Annotated in this window: 15 protein-coding genes (1 of these 15 cut by a window edge); 5 read left to right on the forward strand and 10 right to left on the reverse strand. The window is 43.9% G+C overall.

Translation table 11 applies throughout. The features are described 5' to 3' along the window. Positions 1-12: 12 nt before the first annotated feature. The 5 genes from ACVBDY_RS05665 to pyrG all read right to left on the reverse strand — a co-directional run bounded on the left by ACVBDY_RS05665 (position 13) and on the right by pyrG (position 9,333). Entirely contained in the window at positions 13-3,054 is a 3,042-nt protein-coding gene (locus tag ACVBDY_RS05665; RefSeq protein WP_447174497.1) for a SusC/RagA family TonB-linked outer membrane protein, read from the reverse strand. Positions 3,055-3,405: 351 nt separating this feature from the next. Further along, positions 3,406-4,347: an NAD(P)H-dependent flavin oxidoreductase gene (locus tag ACVBDY_RS05670; protein WP_447174498.1), complete on the reverse strand. Its 942-nt coding sequence runs from the start codon at positions 4,345-4,347 to the stop codon at positions 3,406-3,408. Between the two features lie 68 nt (positions 4,348-4,415). Next, positions 4,416-5,603, reverse strand: coding sequence for a tRNA 2-thiouridine(34) synthase MnmA (gene mnmA, locus ACVBDY_RS05675; RefSeq protein ID WP_447174499.1), 1,188 nt, complete (start codon positions 5,601-5,603; stop codon positions 4,416-4,418). Between the two features lie 119 nt (positions 5,604-5,722). After that, positions 5,723-7,591, reverse strand: coding sequence for a membrane protein insertase YidC (gene yidC / locus ACVBDY_RS05680; protein ID WP_447174500.1), 1,869 nt, complete (start codon positions 7,589-7,591; stop codon positions 5,723-5,725). A gap of 107 nt (positions 7,592-7,698) precedes the next feature. Next, positions 7,699-9,333, reverse strand: a complete 1,635-nt coding sequence (pyrG, locus tag ACVBDY_RS05685) for a CTP synthase (protein WP_447174501.1) — start codon at positions 9,331-9,333, stop codon at positions 7,699-7,701. A gap of 484 nt (positions 9,334-9,817) precedes the next feature. Between pyrG and nhaA the strand changes: the two genes are divergently transcribed. Then, entirely contained in the window at positions 9,818-11,140 is a 1,323-nt protein-coding gene (gene nhaA, locus ACVBDY_RS05690) for a Na+/H+ antiporter NhaA (RefSeq protein WP_447174502.1), read from the forward strand. A 76-nt stretch (positions 11,141-11,216) separates the two neighbouring features. Here nhaA and rocD read toward each other — a convergent pair whose 3' ends face one another. The 3 genes from rocD to ACVBDY_RS05705 form a co-directional block, all read right to left on the reverse strand. Beyond that, positions 11,217-12,458 (reverse strand): ornithine--oxo-acid transaminase, encoded by a 1,242-nt coding sequence (gene rocD, locus ACVBDY_RS05695; RefSeq protein WP_447174503.1) that lies wholly within the window; start codon positions 12,456-12,458, stop codon positions 11,217-11,219. A gap of 162 nt (positions 12,459-12,620) precedes the next feature. After that, positions 12,621-12,770 (reverse strand): hypothetical protein, encoded by a 150-nt coding sequence (locus ACVBDY_RS05700; RefSeq protein ID WP_447174504.1) that lies wholly within the window; start codon positions 12,768-12,770, stop codon positions 12,621-12,623. A gap of 214 nt (positions 12,771-12,984) precedes the next feature. Next, the gene (locus ACVBDY_RS05705) at positions 12,985-13,938 is read right to left on the reverse strand and encodes a helix-turn-helix transcriptional regulator (RefSeq protein WP_447174505.1); all 954 of its coding nucleotides are present in this window, start codon (positions 13,936-13,938) and stop codon (positions 12,985-12,987) included. Between the two features lie 190 nt (positions 13,939-14,128). Between ACVBDY_RS05705 and rlmD the strand changes: the two genes are divergently transcribed. The 3 genes from rlmD to ACVBDY_RS05720 all read left to right on the forward strand — a co-directional run bounded on the left by rlmD (position 14,129) and on the right by ACVBDY_RS05720 (position 16,943). Continuing rightward, positions 14,129-15,538, forward strand: a complete 1,410-nt coding sequence (gene rlmD / locus ACVBDY_RS05710; RefSeq protein WP_447174506.1) for a 23S rRNA (uracil(1939)-C(5))-methyltransferase RlmD — start codon at positions 14,129-14,131, stop codon at positions 15,536-15,538. A 114-nt stretch (positions 15,539-15,652) separates the two neighbouring features. Then, positions 15,653-16,177, forward strand: coding sequence for a DUF6452 family protein (locus tag ACVBDY_RS05715; protein ID WP_447174507.1), 525 nt, complete (start codon positions 15,653-15,655; stop codon positions 16,175-16,177). Next, complete coding sequence (locus ACVBDY_RS05720) at positions 16,158-16,943, forward strand: DUF6048 family protein (protein WP_447174508.1); 786 nt, start codon at positions 16,158-16,160, stop codon at positions 16,941-16,943. The genes ACVBDY_RS05715 and ACVBDY_RS05720 overlap by 20 nt, the downstream gene beginning before the upstream one ends. A gap of 1 nt (position 16,944) precedes the next feature. On the opposite strand, the gene ACVBDY_RS05725 is transcribed toward ACVBDY_RS05720, so the two are convergent. After that, positions 16,945-17,175 carry a hypothetical protein gene (locus ACVBDY_RS05725; RefSeq protein ID WP_447174509.1) on the reverse strand — a complete coding sequence of 77 codons (231 nt, stop codon included), beginning with the start codon at positions 17,173-17,175 and terminating at the stop codon, positions 16,945-16,947. A gap of 3 nt (positions 17,176-17,178) precedes the next feature. Beyond that, on the reverse strand, positions 17,179-18,336 hold the full coding sequence (locus tag ACVBDY_RS05730; protein WP_447174510.1) for a THUMP domain-containing class I SAM-dependent RNA methyltransferase: 1,158 nt from the start codon (positions 18,334-18,336) through the stop codon (positions 17,179-17,181). Between the two features lie 118 nt (positions 18,337-18,454). On the opposite strand from ACVBDY_RS05730, the gene ACVBDY_RS05735 reads away from it, so the two are divergent. Next, on the forward strand, positions 18,455-18,565 hold the 5' portion of the coding sequence (locus tag ACVBDY_RS05735) for a ZIP family metal transporter (protein ID WP_447174511.1). The gene runs 564 nt beyond the window's last position; only the first 111 of its 675 coding nucleotides appear in the window; it begins with the start codon at positions 18,455-18,457; its stop codon lies beyond the right edge, outside the window.

Consider the following 18,565-nt stretch of genomic DNA (forward strand, 5'->3'; position numbering starts at 1 on the left):
GTTCTTTAGGTATTAAAAGGATAATTGCAATCCCAAAAAGAGGGATTTTGGCTGCGGATAATTCCCCCGGTCTATACCGATTTCGAAATTGGAAGTCGCATTCGTTACGGTGTATGCTCCTACTTCCGGGTCATAGCCGGAATATCCGGTAAGGGTAATCAGGTTTTGCCCGCTCACATATACCCTGAACCTGGAAAAGATTCCGTTGAATACATCTTCGGGCAGGGTGTACCCTATTGTTACATTCCGAAGCCTGGCATAAGACCCGTCTTCGACAAATCTGTCGGACGCACGGGTATTGAGCGTTGCGCCCTGTACACGAGGTATGCTGTTGGAGGTTCCTTCTCCCGTCCACCTGTCCAGCACTGAAGTCCCGGCATTAAAGAGCCTTTGCATACCTTCGGTATCATATTTCAGGGTGTTGAATATATCATTCCCTGTAGTACCGTTAATAAACACATTGAAATCAAAATTCTTATAGGCCGCATTAAAATTGAGCCCGAAAGTGACATCAGGGAAAGGATTCCCTATTTTGGTACGGTCATCATCATTAATAACTCCATCCCCGTTTATATCCACCATCCGAATATCTCCGGGTTGCGCCCCTTCCTGCGTGGCATGAGCATTTACTTCGGCGGTGTTCTGAAAAATCCCGTCCGTTTTAAAACCGTAAAAATGGAACAGGCTTTCTCCGGGTGCCACCCTGGTCAGATTGTCGGCTATTCCTGCAATAAATTCGGCACCGGTGATCTCGCCTACTGTTCCCAGAGAAATTGCTTCGTTGGTATTGGTCCCGAGATTGAGATTGGCAGACCAGGTAAAATCGCCTTCATATTTGTTATAACCCAGATTAAATTCAAATCCCTTGGTTTCTACGGAGCCTACGTTTTCGGTGACGATCCCGGAATTGGTACCGAACGAAGGCGGTACGGGCCTGTTCATCAACAGATCGTCACTTTTGTTCCTGTAGTATTCTGCGGAGAGCGTCAGTTTATTGTCCCAAAGCCCCAGGTCCAGACCTATATTGGTCATCGCGGTTTCTTCCCACTTTACATTGGGATTTCCTACCCCGGACGGGGCCGTACCTATTACGCCTACGCCATTTACGGGATACAGGAAGTTATCTACTATAGTAAAGCTGTATTTGTAGTCATCTATATTGTCATTTCCCGTAGTTCCCCAGCTCCCGCGAAGCTTAAGATTACTGACGGCGGGGACATCGAAAAAGTTCTCTTCACTGACAAGCCATCCCCCGGCCAAAGAATAAAAATTACCCCATCGGTTATTGGGACCAAAGCGGGAAGAACCGTCCCGCCTTATCGACGCGGCAAAAATATATTTCTCATCGTAATTATAGTTCAGCCTAGCCAGATAGCCAATCCTGGTGTATTCGTATGTAGTAGAACGCAGGTTAGAATTGGAATTGGTGACCTCATTGACATCGTTGCTTACGAAATTCTGGCTATACGTATTGGTATTCGTTGTCCTTGTCATTTGTTTTTCCGCAAGTAACAGTACTTCGAGGTTGTGCTTTTCATTAAAAGTAGTATTGTAATTCAGGCTGTTAGTATACACCTGAGATTTATAGGTCCCGGAGTTCTTCTCTATAGAAGCATAGTTTTGAGTGTGCGTAGCTCCCATGCTGTCATCGTCAAAGGACGGAACGAAAGTATTATTGTTAAAAGTACGATAATCGAGTCCTCCCTGAATTTTGTATACAAGGCCATCGAGAATTTCGTATTGTGCATATAACCCTCCCACAATATTTACCGACCTGTTGTTTCTATCCGGCAATTCCAGTACCCTTACCGGGTTTTCGGCATCTTGTCCGTCAATATTGGTATTCGGTCCCTGGAAACCTCCGAGATTATCAGGATTATATATAGGCAGATACGGTGCCATACGTATGGCATGACGAATAACGGAACGCCCGCCGCTATCGCTCTCCGGATTCTGGTTGTTAAACACGATCTGGGCCGTTTCTCCTATTTTAAACTTTCCGAAAGTAAAATTACTGTTGGCTCGGAAATTATGCCTCTTAAACCCGGTATTGCGCAGAATACCTTCCTGGTCAATAAGCCCTCCCGATATACGGAAATCACTGTTCATATCTCCGCCGGAAATCGCAAAATTGTGTTTTTGCATAAAACCTGACTGGAATATGGCATCCTGCCAATCCGTATTTCTGTTCAGCATATCTGTATACTGCGGATCTGTGAGCCGCTGCGGAAGGCCAAAAGCTTCGGCATACTGAATATACTGGTTCGTATTCATCAGGTCCAATCTGCTGGTAACAAATTGTGTACCGACATAGCTGTCAAGTGAAAGGCTCACCTTTCCCTGTCTCCCCCTTTTGGTCGTGATCATCACAACCCCATTGGATCCCTTGGAACCGTAAATAGCCGTAGTTGATGCGTCTTTCAGCACTTCAATGGATTGGATGTCCTGCGGGTCCACATCGGCCAGTCGTCCCCCGATAACGCCATCTATTACATACAGAGGATCGTTATTGTTCATCGTCCCCAATCCACGTATCCGCACTACCGGAGGTTGTCCCGGCGAACCACTGTTTATTACGGAAACACCGGAAGCCCTTCCTTGTAGAGCCTGTTCTGATGTCGTGACCGGTACACTGGCCAATGCTTCGGAGTCTATGGACTCGATGGCACCGGTAACAACTCTCCTGGACTGTGTGCCGTATCCTACAACAACAACCTCATCGAGCTGGGCCAGGTCTTCTTCCAGGGTAACATTAATGGTCGTGCGGCTGTTAACCACCTCTTCTGTTTTCCTATATCCGATAAAACTAAATTCCAGGACAGCATCCGGGGGCACATCACCGATTGAATAGTTTCCGTCAAAATCTGTAGTAGTTCCGTTTGAGGTTCCCTGTACTATGATACTTGCCCCGGGCAAAGGACCATTGACATCAGAGACCGTTCCCGACACGGTGATGTTCTGCCCGAATACTGTAATACTCCCCGAAAGGAACAGTATACAACAAAACATCACCTGCCGTACTTTACGCTGATTTTCTAGAATTTTTAAGTACATAATAAAAATGATTGGTTTTAAAAAGCGGTATTGACATTACTCGTTTTAACATTCTTTTACTTATAGTCAATATGAATATATGATGTAAATATACATAAATATTTCATCCACACAATCGGTTTCAATGCATTTTTATGCAATAAAACGACCAAATAATTATCATAATCCTATTTGTGCACGAAAACTTAGAGAGAAAAGAAGAAATTTTAAAATGATATATTTTAATTAAAAAAAATACAATAAATCACCCTAAGCGTTAAAAAAACATATAACTGTAAAACCAGAAAATTTCATAAACAAAAAAAGCGACCCGTGCAGGATCGCTTTTTAAAGTTGAATTTAAGATATTTATCAGATACTATTCAGTTCTTGTTTAACTTCCCCGAATTCCCGCATGATATCCTGAATTATTTCCGATACGGGTTTTATGTCATGGATCAACCCCGCTATCTGGCCTATTTCCAGTTCCCCTTCATCCAGATCTCCTTCAAACATTCCTTTTTTGGCACGGCCTCTCCCCAAAAGCTCTCTTAATTCCTCTACGGAGGGAGATTTGCTGTAAAGTTCCTGTACATCCGTATAGAACTTGTTTTTCAACAATCTCACCGGGGCGAGTTCTTTCAGAGTAAGATGGGTATCTCCTTCCTGGGCTTCCACGACTTTCTTTTTGAAATAAGCATGAGAGGAGGCCTCTTCACTGGCAACAAAACGGCTGCCAATCTGTACGCCATCGGCTCCCAGTACCATAGCGGCCAGCATTCCTCTCCCGGTTGCAATCCCTCCTGCAGCAATAAGGGGAATGGATATTTTTTCCCGTACCATAGGTATAAGGGTAAAGGTAGTGGTCTCTTCTCTTCCGTTATGCCCCCCGGCCTCAAAACCTTCGGCAACTACGGCATCTACTCCCGCCTCTTGTGCCTTCAGGGCAAACTTTACACTGCTCACTACATGAACAACAGTAATTCCGTGGCCTTTTAAAAACGGGGTCCAGGTTTTGGGATTTCCTGCCGAGGTAAAAACGATCTTCACGCCTTCTTCCACTATGATCTCCATGATCTTCCGGATATCCGGGTACAGCATAGGTACATTGACACCGAACGGTTTATCCGTTGCCTTCTTGCATTTTCTGATATGTTCCCGCAATACTTCGGGATACATAGACCCGGCCCCTAGAAGCCCAAGGATACCGGAGTTACTGGACGCAGAAGCTAGTCTCCAACCGCTGGCCCACACCATCCCGGCTTGTATGACCGGGTATTTTATATTGAACAGTTGTGTAATCCTGTTTTCCATATGCACGGGGAGATATAGGTTACAAATATCCGTAGAGGTACACGGCCTGCGTACCTCTGCACTTTTTATCACGATATGACGCCGGAACCTATGAGCTCGTCATTTATATACCACGCGACGAACTGTCCTTCGGTAATGGCGCTCTGCGGGGTTTCGAAATCTACATACAATCCGCTATCTACCCGGTAAAGGGTCGCTTCCTGAAGGGGCTGTCTGTAACGTATCCGGGCTTTCACTTTCATGGTTCCGTCCAAAGGCAATGCGAGATCTTCGCGAACCCAATGTACTTCATCGTTCGTAACAAAAAGTGCCCTGCGAAAAAGTCCGGGATGATCCTTACCCTGTCCCGTATAAATGACATTCTCTTCTACATCGGTATCAATAACAAACAAAGGCTCTATCGTTCCCCCCACATTCAGTCCTTTCCGTTGTCCTTTGGTAAAATAATGCGCTCCCTGATGTTTGCCCACTATCCTGCCATCGGTCTTCACATAATTGACCTTACGGGCGTTGTGAGCCAGTTCTTCTTTTTTATTGTCAAAGTGTCGTACTTCTTTTTTATAACTCTCACTGGAAGCAGGCACTTCTACGATAACCCCTTCTTTTGGTTTTAATTTTTGCTGTAAAAATTCGGGCAAGCGGACCTTCCCCACAAAACAAAGTCCCTGTGAGTCCTTTTTCCCTGCAGTGACCAATTCTTCTCTTGCCGCTATTTCCCGAACCTCCGGTTTGGTGAGTTCGCCTATGGGAAACAGTGTCCTGGATAGCTGATCCTGGGAAAGCTGGCAAAGAAAATAAGACTGGTCTTTATTATCGTCCTTGCCAGCCAGTAAACGATATATTTCCTTTCCGTCGCGGTTTACAATCTCTTTACGGCAATAATGCCCGGTAGCTACATAATCTGCCCCCAGACCGAGAGCGATCTTCAGGAATACATCAAACTTTATCTCCCGGTTACACAGAACATCCGGGTTCGGGGTACGTCCTCTTTCATACTCCCCGAACATGTAATCGACAATACGTTCTTTGTATTCGGCACTGAGGTCTACGGTCTGGAAGGGTATTCCCAGTTTCTCCGCTACCATCATGGCATCGTTACTGTCTTCCACCCACTCGCATTCCCTGGAAATGGTCACGGAATCATCGTGCCAGTTCTTCATAAAAAGGCCTATTACCTCATATCCCTGTTCTTTAAGCAGGTATGCGGCTACGCTGGAGTCTACTCCTCCCGATAAGCCTACGACTACTCGTTTCATCTTTTTTACTCCTTTCTCTCTTTGCAGAGCATTTGTTTGTACCCTGCAAAATTACAAAAAACAAAGAGACGCAGTTTAATGCTGCGCCTCTTCGGTTAACGGTTGTATATATTGCTATACTATTTTCCTTTACCTTTTTGCTGCGCCTGGGCTTCTTCCATCATTTCCTGCATCTTTCGCTGGAAACGGTTCATCTTTTTCGGCTTTTTCTTCTGCTCCTGTATCTTGGCGTGTATCTTCTGCTCGTCTATGATAAAATGCTTAATGGCCAGCATGATGAATATGGTAATGAGGTTGGATATAAAATAATACAAACTCAATCCACTTGCATAGTTGTTAAAGAAGATCAACATGAACAAGGGCGACAGGTACATGATAAACTTCATATTGGGCATACCCGGTTGCTGCTGCATCTGCATGCTCTGCCCGGTAGTCATCATCATATATATAAGTATGGCTATGGAAGCCAGTATGGGGAACAAACTCACGTGATCTCCATAAAAAGGGATCTTGAAAGGAAGTTCCGCTATAGTATCGTATGACGATAGATCGTCCGCCCAAAGGAAACTTTTCTGCCGAAGCGCGAAAGCGGTGGGGAAGAACATAAACAATGCATAAAAAATAGGCAACTGCAACAACGCTGGTATACATCCGCTAAGCGGACTTACGCCGGCTTTGTTGTATATTTTCATGGTTTCCTGTTGCTTTTTCACGGCATCGTCCTTGTATTTCTCGTTTACCTCGGTAATTTCCGGACGAAGTACCTTCATCTTCGCCTGAGACAGATAGGACTTATAGGTTACCGGCGAAAGTAACAGCCTCACCAGTATGGTCATTACAATAATAGCCGCTCCATACGGCAGGAAAGAACTCAGGAAAGTATACAGGGGAGTAAACACATATTTGTTTATCCATCCGAAGATCCCCCATCCGAAAGGAATAGAGTCGTCCAGGTTCAGTCCTTCATATTTACTCAATATCTTCACATCGGTTGGCCCGAAATACCAGGACATGTTCCTGTTGATCTCACCTCCGGAGAGTTGCAGATCGGCAGTCATTTCATATGCCTTTGTCCATTTGGCTTCCTTGCTTTCTTCTTCGACAAGGTCTTTGGAAGAAAGATCCACTTGTTCAAAAGGTTTATCTGTAATGAGTATGGAACTGAAAAAGTGTTGCCTGAAAGATACCCAGGTAACGTTTTCTTCGGTATCCGTATCATCGCTTCCGGGACTCAGTTTCGATATTTTTTCACCATTCCTATATTGATAGGTCAGCCTGGTATACCTGTTTTCATAGGTGATACTCTTGGAATGACGAATCCCTTTTAGTTTCCAGTCCAGTTTCACCGGTTGTGCGCTGTTAAGCACTCCGTTCAGCCCCTGCGAGCGTATGGTGAAATCCACCATATAATCTTCGGGTTTCAGTTCGTACCGATACTCCAGGAACTGGTTTGCCGATGCCTTCAATTTCATAGACAGGACTTTCCCGTCTGCAGAGAGGGAAGGTTCAAAATACATATCCTGTGTGTTCAATGTCCTGTTATCCGAAGTACCCATTGAAAGGTTAAAAGCTGCATTTCCGTCTTTTATCAGGTGTACCGGAACCGAATCGTAGGTGTGAAAATCTTTCAGTCTGGCTTCTACGATCTGCCCTCCTTTGTTGCTGATCTCAAAATAAGCCAGATCATTTTCCAGTACCGTTACTCCTTCTTTTGAAGATGGCAGGGTAGCGGAGTACCCGAAAGCGCCCAGGGTTTTGGTATAATCGGCCAGCGTCGTGGAGTCCGTAAGTTTTTGTGCTTCTGTTCCGTAATCGGCAGGCTTGTCTTCCTGTTGTTTCTGTTTCGCTTTTTGGACCTGTTCCTCCAGGGCTTTCTGGGCTTTTATATCTTCTTCCGAAGGACGGTTATTATACATCACCCAGATTAAAATAGCTCCTATCAGAACAAAACCGATAATGGAACTGGTATCCAACTTCTTCTCTTCCATTTACTCTTTTATAAATTAATATTACACAGCGAGCCTTATAAAATAATGCTTTTCAGGATATTTGCCGCATCCCGGAAGGGACACAAAAATACCCCCAAATAGTATTACTATGCCAAAGTGGCACGGTTTTTTTCCTTTTTATATTGCAACGCTGCTTTAACAAATGCTACAAAGAGCGGATGCGGGTTAGCTACCGTACTTTTGTATTCCGGGTGGTATTGTACTCCTACAAACCACGGATGTTCAGGTAATTCCACTATTTCCACCAGTTTGGTATCCGGATTGTACCCGGTAGCTTTCAATCCGGCAGCTTCTATCTGTTCTTTATATTTATCGTTGAATTCATACCGGTGCCTGTGTCTTTCCATAATGGTTTCTTCTCCGTAAATTTCCCTGGCCAGGCTGTTTTCTTTCAGTACGCACTTCCATGCTCCCAAACGCATTGTCCCCCCTTTATCCGTTACTTCCTTCTGCTCTTCCATAAGGTCTATTACCGGATAAGGTGTGTCCTGTATCATCTCTGTGGAATTAGCATCTTTCAGCTTCAATACGGTACGGGCAAATTCTATAACGGCCATTTGCATTCCGAGACAAATCCCCAGAAAAGGTATTTTGTTTTCCCGGGCATATCGCACCGTATCTATTTTCCCTTCTATTCCTCTTTCTCCGAATCCCGGCGCTACCAGTATTCCATCCAGGTGAGATATTTTATTCTGTATAGTGACTTCATCTATGTATTCGGAATGTATGGTCTCTACCCTCACCCTTACTTCATTTTCAGCTCCTGCGTGAATAAAAGATTCCAGGATGGACTTATAAGAATCCTGCAGTTCCACATATTTACCAACCAATCCTATAGTCACTTCGTGTTTCGGATTTTTGTGCCGTTCAAGGAAGGCATCCCACTTCTCCAGATCCGGATGATTTTTCTCCGGAAGGTCCAGTTTTTTTAAGGCCACTTTATCCAACCCTTCTTCCAGCATCAGTTTAGGCACATCATATATGGTAGAGGCATCGATAGACTGTATTACCGCTTCTCTGCGCACATTACAGAACAAAGCCAGTTTTTCTCTAAGATCATCCGAAAGATCGTGTTCTGTACGACAAACCAAAATATCCGCCTTTATTCCGCTCTCCATTAAAGTCTTTACGGAATGCTGCGTGGGCTTGGTCTTTAATTCTCCGGCAGCAGACAGGAACGGTACAAGGGTTAGGTGTATTACGATCCCATTGTTGTCTCCCAGTTCCCACATGAGTTGTCTTACCGCTTCTATATATGGTAAGGATTCTATATCCCCTACCGTACCTCCTATCTCGGTAATCACAATATCATACTCCCCGGAATTACCCAGAATTTGTATACGTTCTTTTATTTCATTGGTGATGTGTGGTACTACCTGTACGGTCTTCCCCAGAAATTCCCCTCTTCGTTCTTTTTCTATAACACTCTGGTATATCCTTCCCGTAGTAACATTATTGGCCTGGGAGGTCCTTACATTCAGAAAACGTTCATAATGCCCCAGGTCCAGATCGGTCTCCGCTCCGTCATCCGTAACATAACATTCTCCGTGTTCATAAGGATTCAGTGTTCCGGGATCAACATTAATATAAGGATCCAGTTTCTGAATTGTAGCTTTATACCCCCTGGCCTGTAAAAGCTTAGCCAGTGAAGCTGCTATAATCCCTTTTCCCAATGAAGAAGTAACTCCTCCCGTAACAAAGATATACTTGGTGTCTGCCATGTTATTTAATCCGTTTGTTGTGTTGCTCTTTTTCGACGCGCCAAAAATACGAAGAACAACCAATACCATACAAGGATAATAGCATATAAGATTTATACAATTCCTCGAAAGAAAAAACCGTAACACCTCATAACATCAGTACAATCCGTCTTCACCCATCTTCTGTAAACGGCCAGGATTAATACATAGGCACCTCTCCTGTATTTGTTAAAAAAATTAAAGTTTTTTTTCTTACAAAAAGAAAAAGGTATTTCCTTGTAAAAAACACTTTCCGTTATTGCGGCATCATCAGGCTTAAACATTTGTGGTTCTGCATACTATTTGAATATTAGAATATTAGGGCATGAAGCTCTGAACACCCGTTGTCATTTTAACCGATTTTTTTGAAATTTGTTGAAAAAACTGGCCATAAATCCTATCTTAGCTTCCTTTAACTATATGTTATTCAGACAAAGCGGGCACAAAATTTACTTTAAACTTTCATATGAAAAAAACTCCTATTGACAAGATACTAATTGACCCTATGAGCAGGTTTATTAACAAATCCACTACCGGAGGTGTGGTTTTGTTTTTATCTGCGGTTGTTGCATTAATACTTGCCAACTCTCCTTTAAAAGAAGCTTACCATCATTTCTGGGAACTTGAATTTGGTATTAAATTCGATTCTTTTGAGGTCAGTAATAACCTGCATCACTGGGTAAATGACGGCCTTATGGCCATTTTCTTTTTTGTAGTGGGACTGGAGTTAAAGCGCGAAATGATAGCCGGAGAATTATCCAGACCAAAAAAGGCGATCTTGCCATTAATGGCTGCGCTGGGAGGAATGATTTTCCCCGCTGCCGTATACCTTATATTTAATCATGATTCCAATGCTGTAGGAGGCTGGGGGATCCCCATGGCCACAGATATTGCTTTTGCCCTTGGTATTTTATACCTCCTGGGGGACAGGGTGCCGGTATCTTTAAAAGTTTTCCTCACGGCCCTGGCCATAGCGGATGATCTCGGTGCGGTATTGGTTATTGCCATGTTCTATACTTCAGATATTGATACAAACAGCCTTATCGTCGGGGGAGTATTTCTTCTGGTTCTCCTGGCAGCTAACCGCCTGGGGGTAAGAGCTCCTGTATTTTACGGTATAATAGGTATCGGCGGTTTATGGATGGCTTTCCTGTTTTCCGGGGTACATGCTACCATCGCCGGAGTATTGGCGGCGTTTACCATCCCCGCGAGTTCTAAGGTAAAAGATAAAAAATATGTGGAAAAACTAAGAAGTCTTATCAATGAGTACGACAATCTGGAAGGACGCACAAAAAGACTAAAAACCCCTCAACAACAACATGTATTGGAACAGGTCAGGATCTACTCCAAGGCTGCCCTTACTCCTTTACAACGCCTGGAACACTCCATGCATTCCCTGGTGAGTTTTGTTGTGATGCCGGTGTTTGCGCTGGCTAATGCAGGAGTTACTTTCTCGGGGGATTTCTGGCACAACATTACCAGTAATGTGAGTATAGGTATCATTCTAGGTTTGGTTGCTGGTAAGTTTATCGGGGTCGTCGGCTTCACGAAACTCATGACCAAACTCAAGATCGCCACACTCCCTTCCGATCTGACCTGGAAACATATCTACGGCGTGGCATTACTGGCCAGTATCGGTTTCACCATGTCATTATTCATAACGGAACTGGCTTTTAAGACAAATGCGGAGGAGTATATCCTGGAAGCTAAAATGGGTATTTTTGCCGCGTCCATGATCGGGGGGACTATCGGTTATTTTATCCTGAAAGGCATCAAGCAAACGAAATAAACATCCCGTGTTTCCAAAAGTAAAAAAGCGGGGAATTAAGTTTCCCCGCTTTTTTTATTTGATACTCGTATTGCAATTATTCAAAATCTTTCAGAGTCTCCGTTATAATACGGACGCAGTCTGCCAATTGTTCCTTATCCATTACCAAAGGAGGTGCAAAACGAATAATATTACCGTGGGTAGGTTTTGCCAGCAACCCGTTTTCTTTCAGCGCCACACATATATCCCACGCCGTTTCCCCGTCTTCGGCATCGTTAATAACAATAGCGTTCAACAAGCCTTTTCCCCGTACCAGTTTAACTATATTCGAACCGGCAATATATTTATTAAGTTCTTCCCGGAAGAAGTCTCCTAATTCTGCTGCGTTATCGGCAAGCCCTTCATCTTCCACCACCTCAAGGCTCGCCATAGCAACAGCAGCAGCTACCGGGTTTCCCCCAAAAGTAGATCCGTGCTGTCCGGGCTTGATCACCTCCATTACCGAATCATCCGCAAGCACAACGGAAACCGGGTATGTTCCTCCGGAAAGGGCCTTTCCGAGAATAAGCATATCCGGACGGACATTTTCGTAATTCACGGCAAGTAATTTACCGGTTCTCGCTATTCCGGTCTGGATCTCATCGGCAATAAAAAGCACGTTGTGTTCCTTGCATAGCTCCGCAGCTCTTTTAAGGTAACCGTCAGAAGGCACATAAACTCCGGCCTCTCCCTGTATCGGCTCTACAAGGAATCCTGCTATATTTTTTTCCGTCTTCAGCACCTTTTCCAATGCATCCGTATCATCATAAGGTATTTTCACAAAACCAGGCGTGTACGGTCCGAAATTTTTTCGTGCGGTCTCATCGTTGGAAAAGGATATTATGGTTGTGGTCCTTCCGTGAAAGTTATTCTCACATACAATTATTTTAGCTTCCTCTTCAGCCACTCCTTTTTTCTCATATGCCCATTTACGGCAAATTTTTATAGCGGTTTCCACAGCTTCCGCCCCTGTATTCATTGGTAAAACCTTATCGTAGCCAAAATATTCGGTAATGTACTTTTCAAATCTACCGAGCATATCGTTATAGAAGGCTCTCGAAGTTAAGGTTATCCGTTGTGATTGCTCAATCAGGGCATCTACGATCCGGGGATGGCAATGTCCCTGGTTCACTGCGGAATAGGCAGACAAAAAATCGTAATACCTCTTACCTTCCACATCCCAGACATACACGCCTTCTCCTTTACTTAGAACAACCGGTAAAGGGTGATAATTATGCGCTCCGTAATCATTCTCCAGTTTAATAGCATCCTGTGAGCTTAGTTGTTCTGTAATATTCATTATTAACCGATTTAATCAAAAGTGAAACTTTACCATTCCTTCTTTAAAGGAGAGGAATCATCCAATCATGATGCAAATTAGGAAAAGTTAAACGATTTCACCAATATATATTCTTTAAATATTGAGGGATGGCCCGGTCTTCGCAAATCTACCGGGCAAGGCTCAACCCCACAACAGGCTGAACACGGATAGCTCCGAAATTCGGGACGCCAGGTAATGGGATGCTTCGGTCTTTTCTTTACAGGTATGCTCTGCCGGACTACCGGATAAAGTCTTTTCTTCGTTTTGTGGGATATGGACTGACCTTTTCATTTTTTATCTGTTTATGAATACAATTCAAAGGTAGGGCCGCATTATGACAACCCTTTGTCAGCAGTATTTCACAAATAAAAAATTTGTTGTCTTTTGCTTTGCTAAATTAAACCATTACAGGCGAAAAATTCACGGCTTTGTGTCGGGCTGAGCGTTTGTGACCGGTTTATTATCAAAAGAATGGGACAGGTTTCATAATCCGGATATGTTGTCCTTAAAGCTTTTTGGAAATAGCTTTCAGGATGTCCCGGATCCTTTCTTTCAGAAAGTCGGGTTCCACGATCTCGGCATGATCGGCGAACATCAGAAACCATCGGGCAAAACCATCTTCCAGATGTGATGTAAGGAATGTCATTTCTATCCTTCCGTCTTTTTCCGTTTCAGACACAAACCCCTGATAGTTTTTTCGTTCGTGCAGATACATTGCCACTTTTTTCTCTACCCGGATCACTACTTTCTGAGGAGTGGCAGATTTTTTACTCTTCTCCCATTGTTCCTGATACTCCTGCAATGTAGCCCTTTCGGAAAGCCTGTCTTTATCGGTCAGTTCTATATTGTACATTCGATCTGCCCTGAAATGCCTGTAGTCTTCCCGTAAATGACAATATCCGATGGTGTACCAATGATCGTTTTCATGATATACTCCTATAGGTTCGATAAAACGCTCCGTCTTTTCCGCACGGCCAAGAGCCCTGTATATAATTTTCACTACTTTTTTATCTGATATGGCACGAAAAAGGACATCCAGGATGTTATCGGGAATTGTCTTAGAAGGCAACTGCCTGTCCCGTATGTGAATATGCGATGCGAGGTCCTCCACAAAATCTTTCTCAGTACCCCTCAGGACCGATTTGATTTTGTACATGGCGGATTCAAAATGGTTGCGGATAACCTTATCCGTAAGTCTTTCCATCAATTTTTCGGCGGTCACGAACGCCATTGCCTCCTCCTTACTGAACATAACCGGGGGCAGGCGATACCCGTCTACTATAGAATATCCTACCCCGGCTTCGCCGTAGAGGGGCACGCCGGCCTCTTCAAGTGTGCGGATGTCCCGGTAAATAGTCCTGAGACTGACTTCAAAACGATCCGCAAGATCCTGGGCCTTTACCACCCTTTTGGATTGTAACTGAATGAGAATGGTGGTTATCCGGTCGAAACGGTTCATAGTTACGGAATATCTGTTTTTCCCAAAAGTAGTTATTTATTCTATTTTTCCTCACGAATATTCCGCGGAAACTCTAAACTATTCAAACGATCTCCTTATTCCGGCAGGAACGTCCGGCTTTCTTTTTACGGATTTGAACTTAATGCCCCGGAGATGAGTAGAAATCATCAATAAATCTTATTTTTGCCCCATGTCAAGAAAGAGCGGAAAACAGTTTTTTGAGCACGTAGAAGTAACGGATGCCGGAGCCAGGGGCAAAGGTATAGCGAAGGCTCCCGATGGACGGGTTATTTTTCTTTCCAATGCCATCCCGGGAGATGTTATAGATGTTCAGACCACCAAAAAAAGAAAGGCATACTTTGAAGGGAAAGCCACAAAATTCCATAAATACTCCGAGAAAAGACAGGAACCGGAATGTAGTCATTTCGGCGTATGCGGCGGATGTAAATGGCAGAATATGCGCTATGAGGAACAACTCTTTTACAAACAAAGAGAGATAGAAAACAATCTGACCCGCCTGGGAAAAATAGACATTCCGAAACCCGAAACCATATTGGGGTCCGAAAAACAACTTTTCTACAGGAACAAAATGGAATTCTCGTTCTCGGACAGCAGATGGCTTACCCGGGAAGAGATAGACAGCGAAAAAGAACTCAAAGACAAAGATGCCCTGGGATTTCATATTCCCGGAATGTGGGATAAAATACTGGATATTGAGAAATGTTACCTGCAGGAAGATCCCTCGAATGCCATACGCCTGGCCGTGAGGGATTTTTCCAGGAAAAACAACCTCGCCTTTTTCAATCCCCGGAAACAGGAAGGACTTTTGCGTACCCTTATGATACGGATATCTTCCACCGGGGAGATCATGGTCCTGGTGCAGTTTTTTGAAAATAACAAAGATCATATACCGCTGTTGCTGGACTATATGACAAAAGCGTTCCCGGAGATCACCTCCCTCCTCTACGTCATCAACAGCAAACCGAATGACACGATCTATGACCAGGAAGTCATCTGTTATCACGGAAGAGACCACATTTTTGAAGAGATGGAGGGACTGCGCTTTAAAATAAATGCCAAGTCTTTTTACCAGACGAACTCCGAACAAGCTTATAACCTGTATAAAGTAACGAGGGATTTTGCGGGACTTACCGGTGATGAATTGGTATACGACCTGTACACAGGTACCGGAACAATAGCACAGTTTGTTGCCAGGAAGGCCGGAAAGGTTATAGGAGTAGAAGCTGTTCCCGAAGCCATAGAAGACGCCAAAAGCAATGCACAATTAAACAACATCGATAACGTTGAATTCTTTACAGGTGACATGAAGAAGGTTTTCAACAGTTCCTTTATATCGCATCACGGCAGGCCGGATATTATTATAACAGACCCACCCAGGGACGGCATGCACAAAGATGTAGTGCAGCAGATACTGGACATAGCGCCGGAAAAAGTGGTATATGTAAGCTGTAACAGCGCCACACAGGCCAGGGACCTCGCCCTTATGAACGATGTATACAAAGTGACAAGGGTACAACCTGTGGACATGTTCCCTCAAACCCACCATGTGGAAAATGTTGTACTTTTGGAAAAACGCTGAAAATAAAAAGGGACTTATCCTTCAACCGGAAACATGCTTTTCAGCAATAGTCCGAACCGTAGAAATACTGTAATGAGCTATGCAAAAGAAACTATTAACTAAAAAACTATCAAGGTGAAAAGACTTGCCTTAGCATTGTTTGTGGCCGGTGTGGCGGCTATGTTCCTACTGGGCTGTGAAAAGGACGATATATGTCCGGAAGACTCGGTAACCACTCCACTGATGATAATTACTTTTCACGATAGAAATGACCCTGATACCAGGGAAGAAGTTTCCTTACTAAGCGTCACCGGGCAAGACAAGGATTCGACCGTAGCAGGTTTAGACAGCATAGCTACCGACTCTATTTCCATCCCCCTGAAAGTATTTGCCAATGAATCCGTTTACGCTTTTACACGCCATACGGAAGAAATCCAGGAAAATGGCGATACCCTGAAAATAGACAATACAGATACCATTACTTTCCAATACCAGACGGAACAGATCTTTATTTCAAGGGCCTGCGGATTTGTCACCAATTTTTCCGACCTGACGGCAACCAGAGATCAGGACGATACCGACAGATGGATATCTTCCTTTGAGGTAATTAACCCCACAGTAGAAAATCAAAGTGCTGCCCATGTTAAAGTATATCATTAGTATCGTTTTCCTTTCCTTGTGCTCTTTTACAGGCATCGCCCAGGAAAATGACAGCGAAGAAAAACCAAAGGACAGTGTCGTATACAAGGAAAAATATGGCCTTCGGATTGGGATCGACCTAGGTAAACCCATACGAACTTTTGCCAGTGACAACTATACAGGACTGGAACTGACCGGAGACTTCCGTATATCCAAAGACCTTTATATAGCTGCAGAACTAGGGATTGAAGAACAAACCAGCACAGAAAATCTCTACACCTTCTCCACATCGGGCAGCTATCTCCGTGCCGGTATCGACTATAATCTATATGAGAACTGGTACGGTATGGAAAACCTTATTTTTGCCGGGGCCAGGTTGGGCGTAAGCACCTTCAGCCAGACCCTGGAAGAGTATTATATTTATACCACCAACCCTTACTGGGAAGAAAACGGTATACCGGGAACGGACGAAAATATCCTGGGGGAATACAGCGGCTTGAGCGCACAATGGCTGGAAGTCCTGTTCGGGATGAAAGTAGAGTTATTCAACAACCTCTACCTGGGAGGGACTTTAAGGCTCGGATATCTCCTTAATGATACTCCTCCGGACTCCTTTACGAATTTATGGATCCCGGGATTCCAGAAGGTAACGGACGGCAGTAAATTCGGCATTACTTTTAACTATACCGTATCGTACCTCATTCCAATATTCAAAAAGACCAAAAAAGGAGCCCTTAACAAAATAGAGAAGAACAGCACGGGAACGGAAATAGAAATAGAAAATTAACTTATTTCATCTCTTTCGGAGGCAGGAACAACCATTTGACAAACATTTTTTCACCGGAAGGACTTTCCACAACTACAAATTTCGGGGCGAGGACCATTGCAGTGATCGCCGAGGCAATGGCGGTCCAGAGATTATAACCCGGAAAGAAATAATGCAGTGCCGTCCTGGTAAGTATAAACAATAGCGCGAAACAAATAAAGTTATATAAAAGTGCTTTGTGTTTGTATTTCATATTCTAATTATTCCATTTGGCTTTTTTGCTGCCTTCATACATCTCATACTTTACCAGCTTGCTTTCCAGGCGTCCGTTGAACAGTTTTATTCTTCTGGAAGGCCGGAGCCCTACATATTTAAGTGCTTCCATGTTGGACGTAATAAACCATGCATCCGTACCGGGATAGCCCTGCTTCAAGGTATCGCCTATACTGCTGTAAAAGCGTTCCATATCCGTGGCGAGTCTTTCCCCGTATGGCGGGTTGAAAACCATATGCAGTTTCCCTTCAATATTCTTTTCCGTTGTGAAAAAATCTTCCTGATCTATGGAAATGTACTCGCTGAGGTTGGCATTCCGTATGTTGTCTTTTGCTTTTTTAATAGCAGAAGGAGCCTTATCATACGCATATATTTTATGATGAAATTCCCTGGCCTTATTCAAACTGCTTTCGGTAACTTTTTCAAACAGGTCCGCATCAAAATCAGACCATTTCTCAAAGGCAAATTCCCTCCGGTTTATATTTGCGGGAATATTACAGGCTATCATGGCAGCTTCCACGGGGATCGTTCCGCTGCCGCACATAGGGTCCAGAAAATCGGACTGTCCGTCCCATCCGCTGAGCAACAGCATTCCCGCCGCAAGAACCTCGTTTATCGGTGCAATATTGGTAGCCGTACGATATCCCCTGTGGTGGAGCGAGGCACCTGAACTATCGAGAGAAACGGTACATACATCTTTCTGAATATGAATATTTATCCGCAGATCGGGATGTTTCAGGTCCACATCGGGCCTTTTGCCCTGTGTATTCCGAAACTTGTCCACAATAGCATCTTTTGTTTTCAAGGCCACATAAAGAGAGTGATTGAACGTTTCCGAATGCACCACGGCATCTACGGCAAGAGACTGGTGTACCGTAATCATATCCTCCCATCGAATGGTGTAAATACTGTCGTAAAGATCTTTCTCATTTCTCACCTTAAAAGACTTTAAAGGCTTGACGATCTTCAGTGCCGTACGCAAACACAGGTTTGCCTTATACATAAACCCCTTATCTCCGAGGAAGGCAACACTCCGTACCCCGTTTTCAACCTCCATTGCTCCCAGGTTACGCAATTCCTCTGCCAAAATATCCTCAAAACCAAAAAAGGTTTTGGCAACCATCCTGTAATTATTTCCCATGTCTCTTCTCTGATAAAAGGCAAAAATACGTTAATTTAGCCCTTTGATACAAAAAGCACCGCCTTTTGTTTATGTATCGCTTCATTACACAATAAGCAAATACCTGACAAAAAAATAAATGATAGATTACCTGCTGCCCATAGTAGCCGTCCTGACCGGATTCCTGTTTGTCATTATCACAAGGCCTAAGGAAGGAAAACATCTGAAATTATTCCTTGCCTTTAGCGGG

It is taken from the genome of Sinomicrobium halophytocola, from assembly GCF_052983395.1.

Coding starts and splice junctions, on each gene's coding strand:
- pyrG (WP_447174501.1), bottom strand. CDS start 9,333: ATGGCAGACACCAAGTATATCTTTGTTACGGGAGGAGTTACTTCTTCA.
- rlmD (WP_447174506.1), top strand. CDS start 14,129: ATGTCAAGAAAGAGCGGAAAACAGTTTTTTGAGCACGTAGAAGTAACG.
- mnmA (WP_447174499.1), bottom strand. CDS start 5,603: ATGAAACGAGTAGTCGTAGGCTTATCGGGAGGAGTAGACTCCAGCGTA.
- ACVBDY_RS05705 (WP_447174505.1), bottom strand. CDS start 13,938: ATGAACCGTTTCGACCGGATAACCACCATTCTCATTCAGTTACAATCC.
- rocD (WP_447174503.1), bottom strand. CDS start 12,458: ATGAATATTACAGAACAACTAAGCTCACAGGATGCTATTAAACTGGAG.
- ACVBDY_RS05730 (WP_447174510.1), bottom strand. CDS start 18,336: ATGGGAAATAATTACAGGATGGTTGCCAAAACCTTTTTTGGTTTTGAG.
- nhaA (WP_447174502.1), top strand. CDS start 9,818: ATGAAAAAAACTCCTATTGACAAGATACTAATTGACCCTATGAGCAGG.
- ACVBDY_RS05670 (WP_447174498.1), bottom strand. CDS start 4,347: ATGGAAAACAGGATTACACAACTGTTCAATATAAAATACCCGGTCATA.
- ACVBDY_RS05700 (WP_447174504.1), bottom strand. CDS start 12,770: ATGAAAAGGTCAGTCCATATCCCACAAAACGAAGAAAAGACTTTATCC.
- ACVBDY_RS05665 (WP_447174497.1), bottom strand. CDS start 3,054: ATGTACTTAAAAATTCTAGAAAATCAGCGTAAAGTACGGCAGGTGATG.
- ACVBDY_RS05720 (WP_447174508.1), top strand. CDS start 16,158: ATGTTAAAGTATATCATTAGTATCGTTTTCCTTTCCTTGTGCTCTTTT.
- ACVBDY_RS05725 (WP_447174509.1), bottom strand. CDS start 17,175: ATGAAATACAAACACAAAGCACTTTTATATAACTTTATTTGTTTCGCG.
- yidC (WP_447174500.1), bottom strand. CDS start 7,591: ATGGAAGAGAAGAAGTTGGATACCAGTTCCATTATCGGTTTTGTTCTG.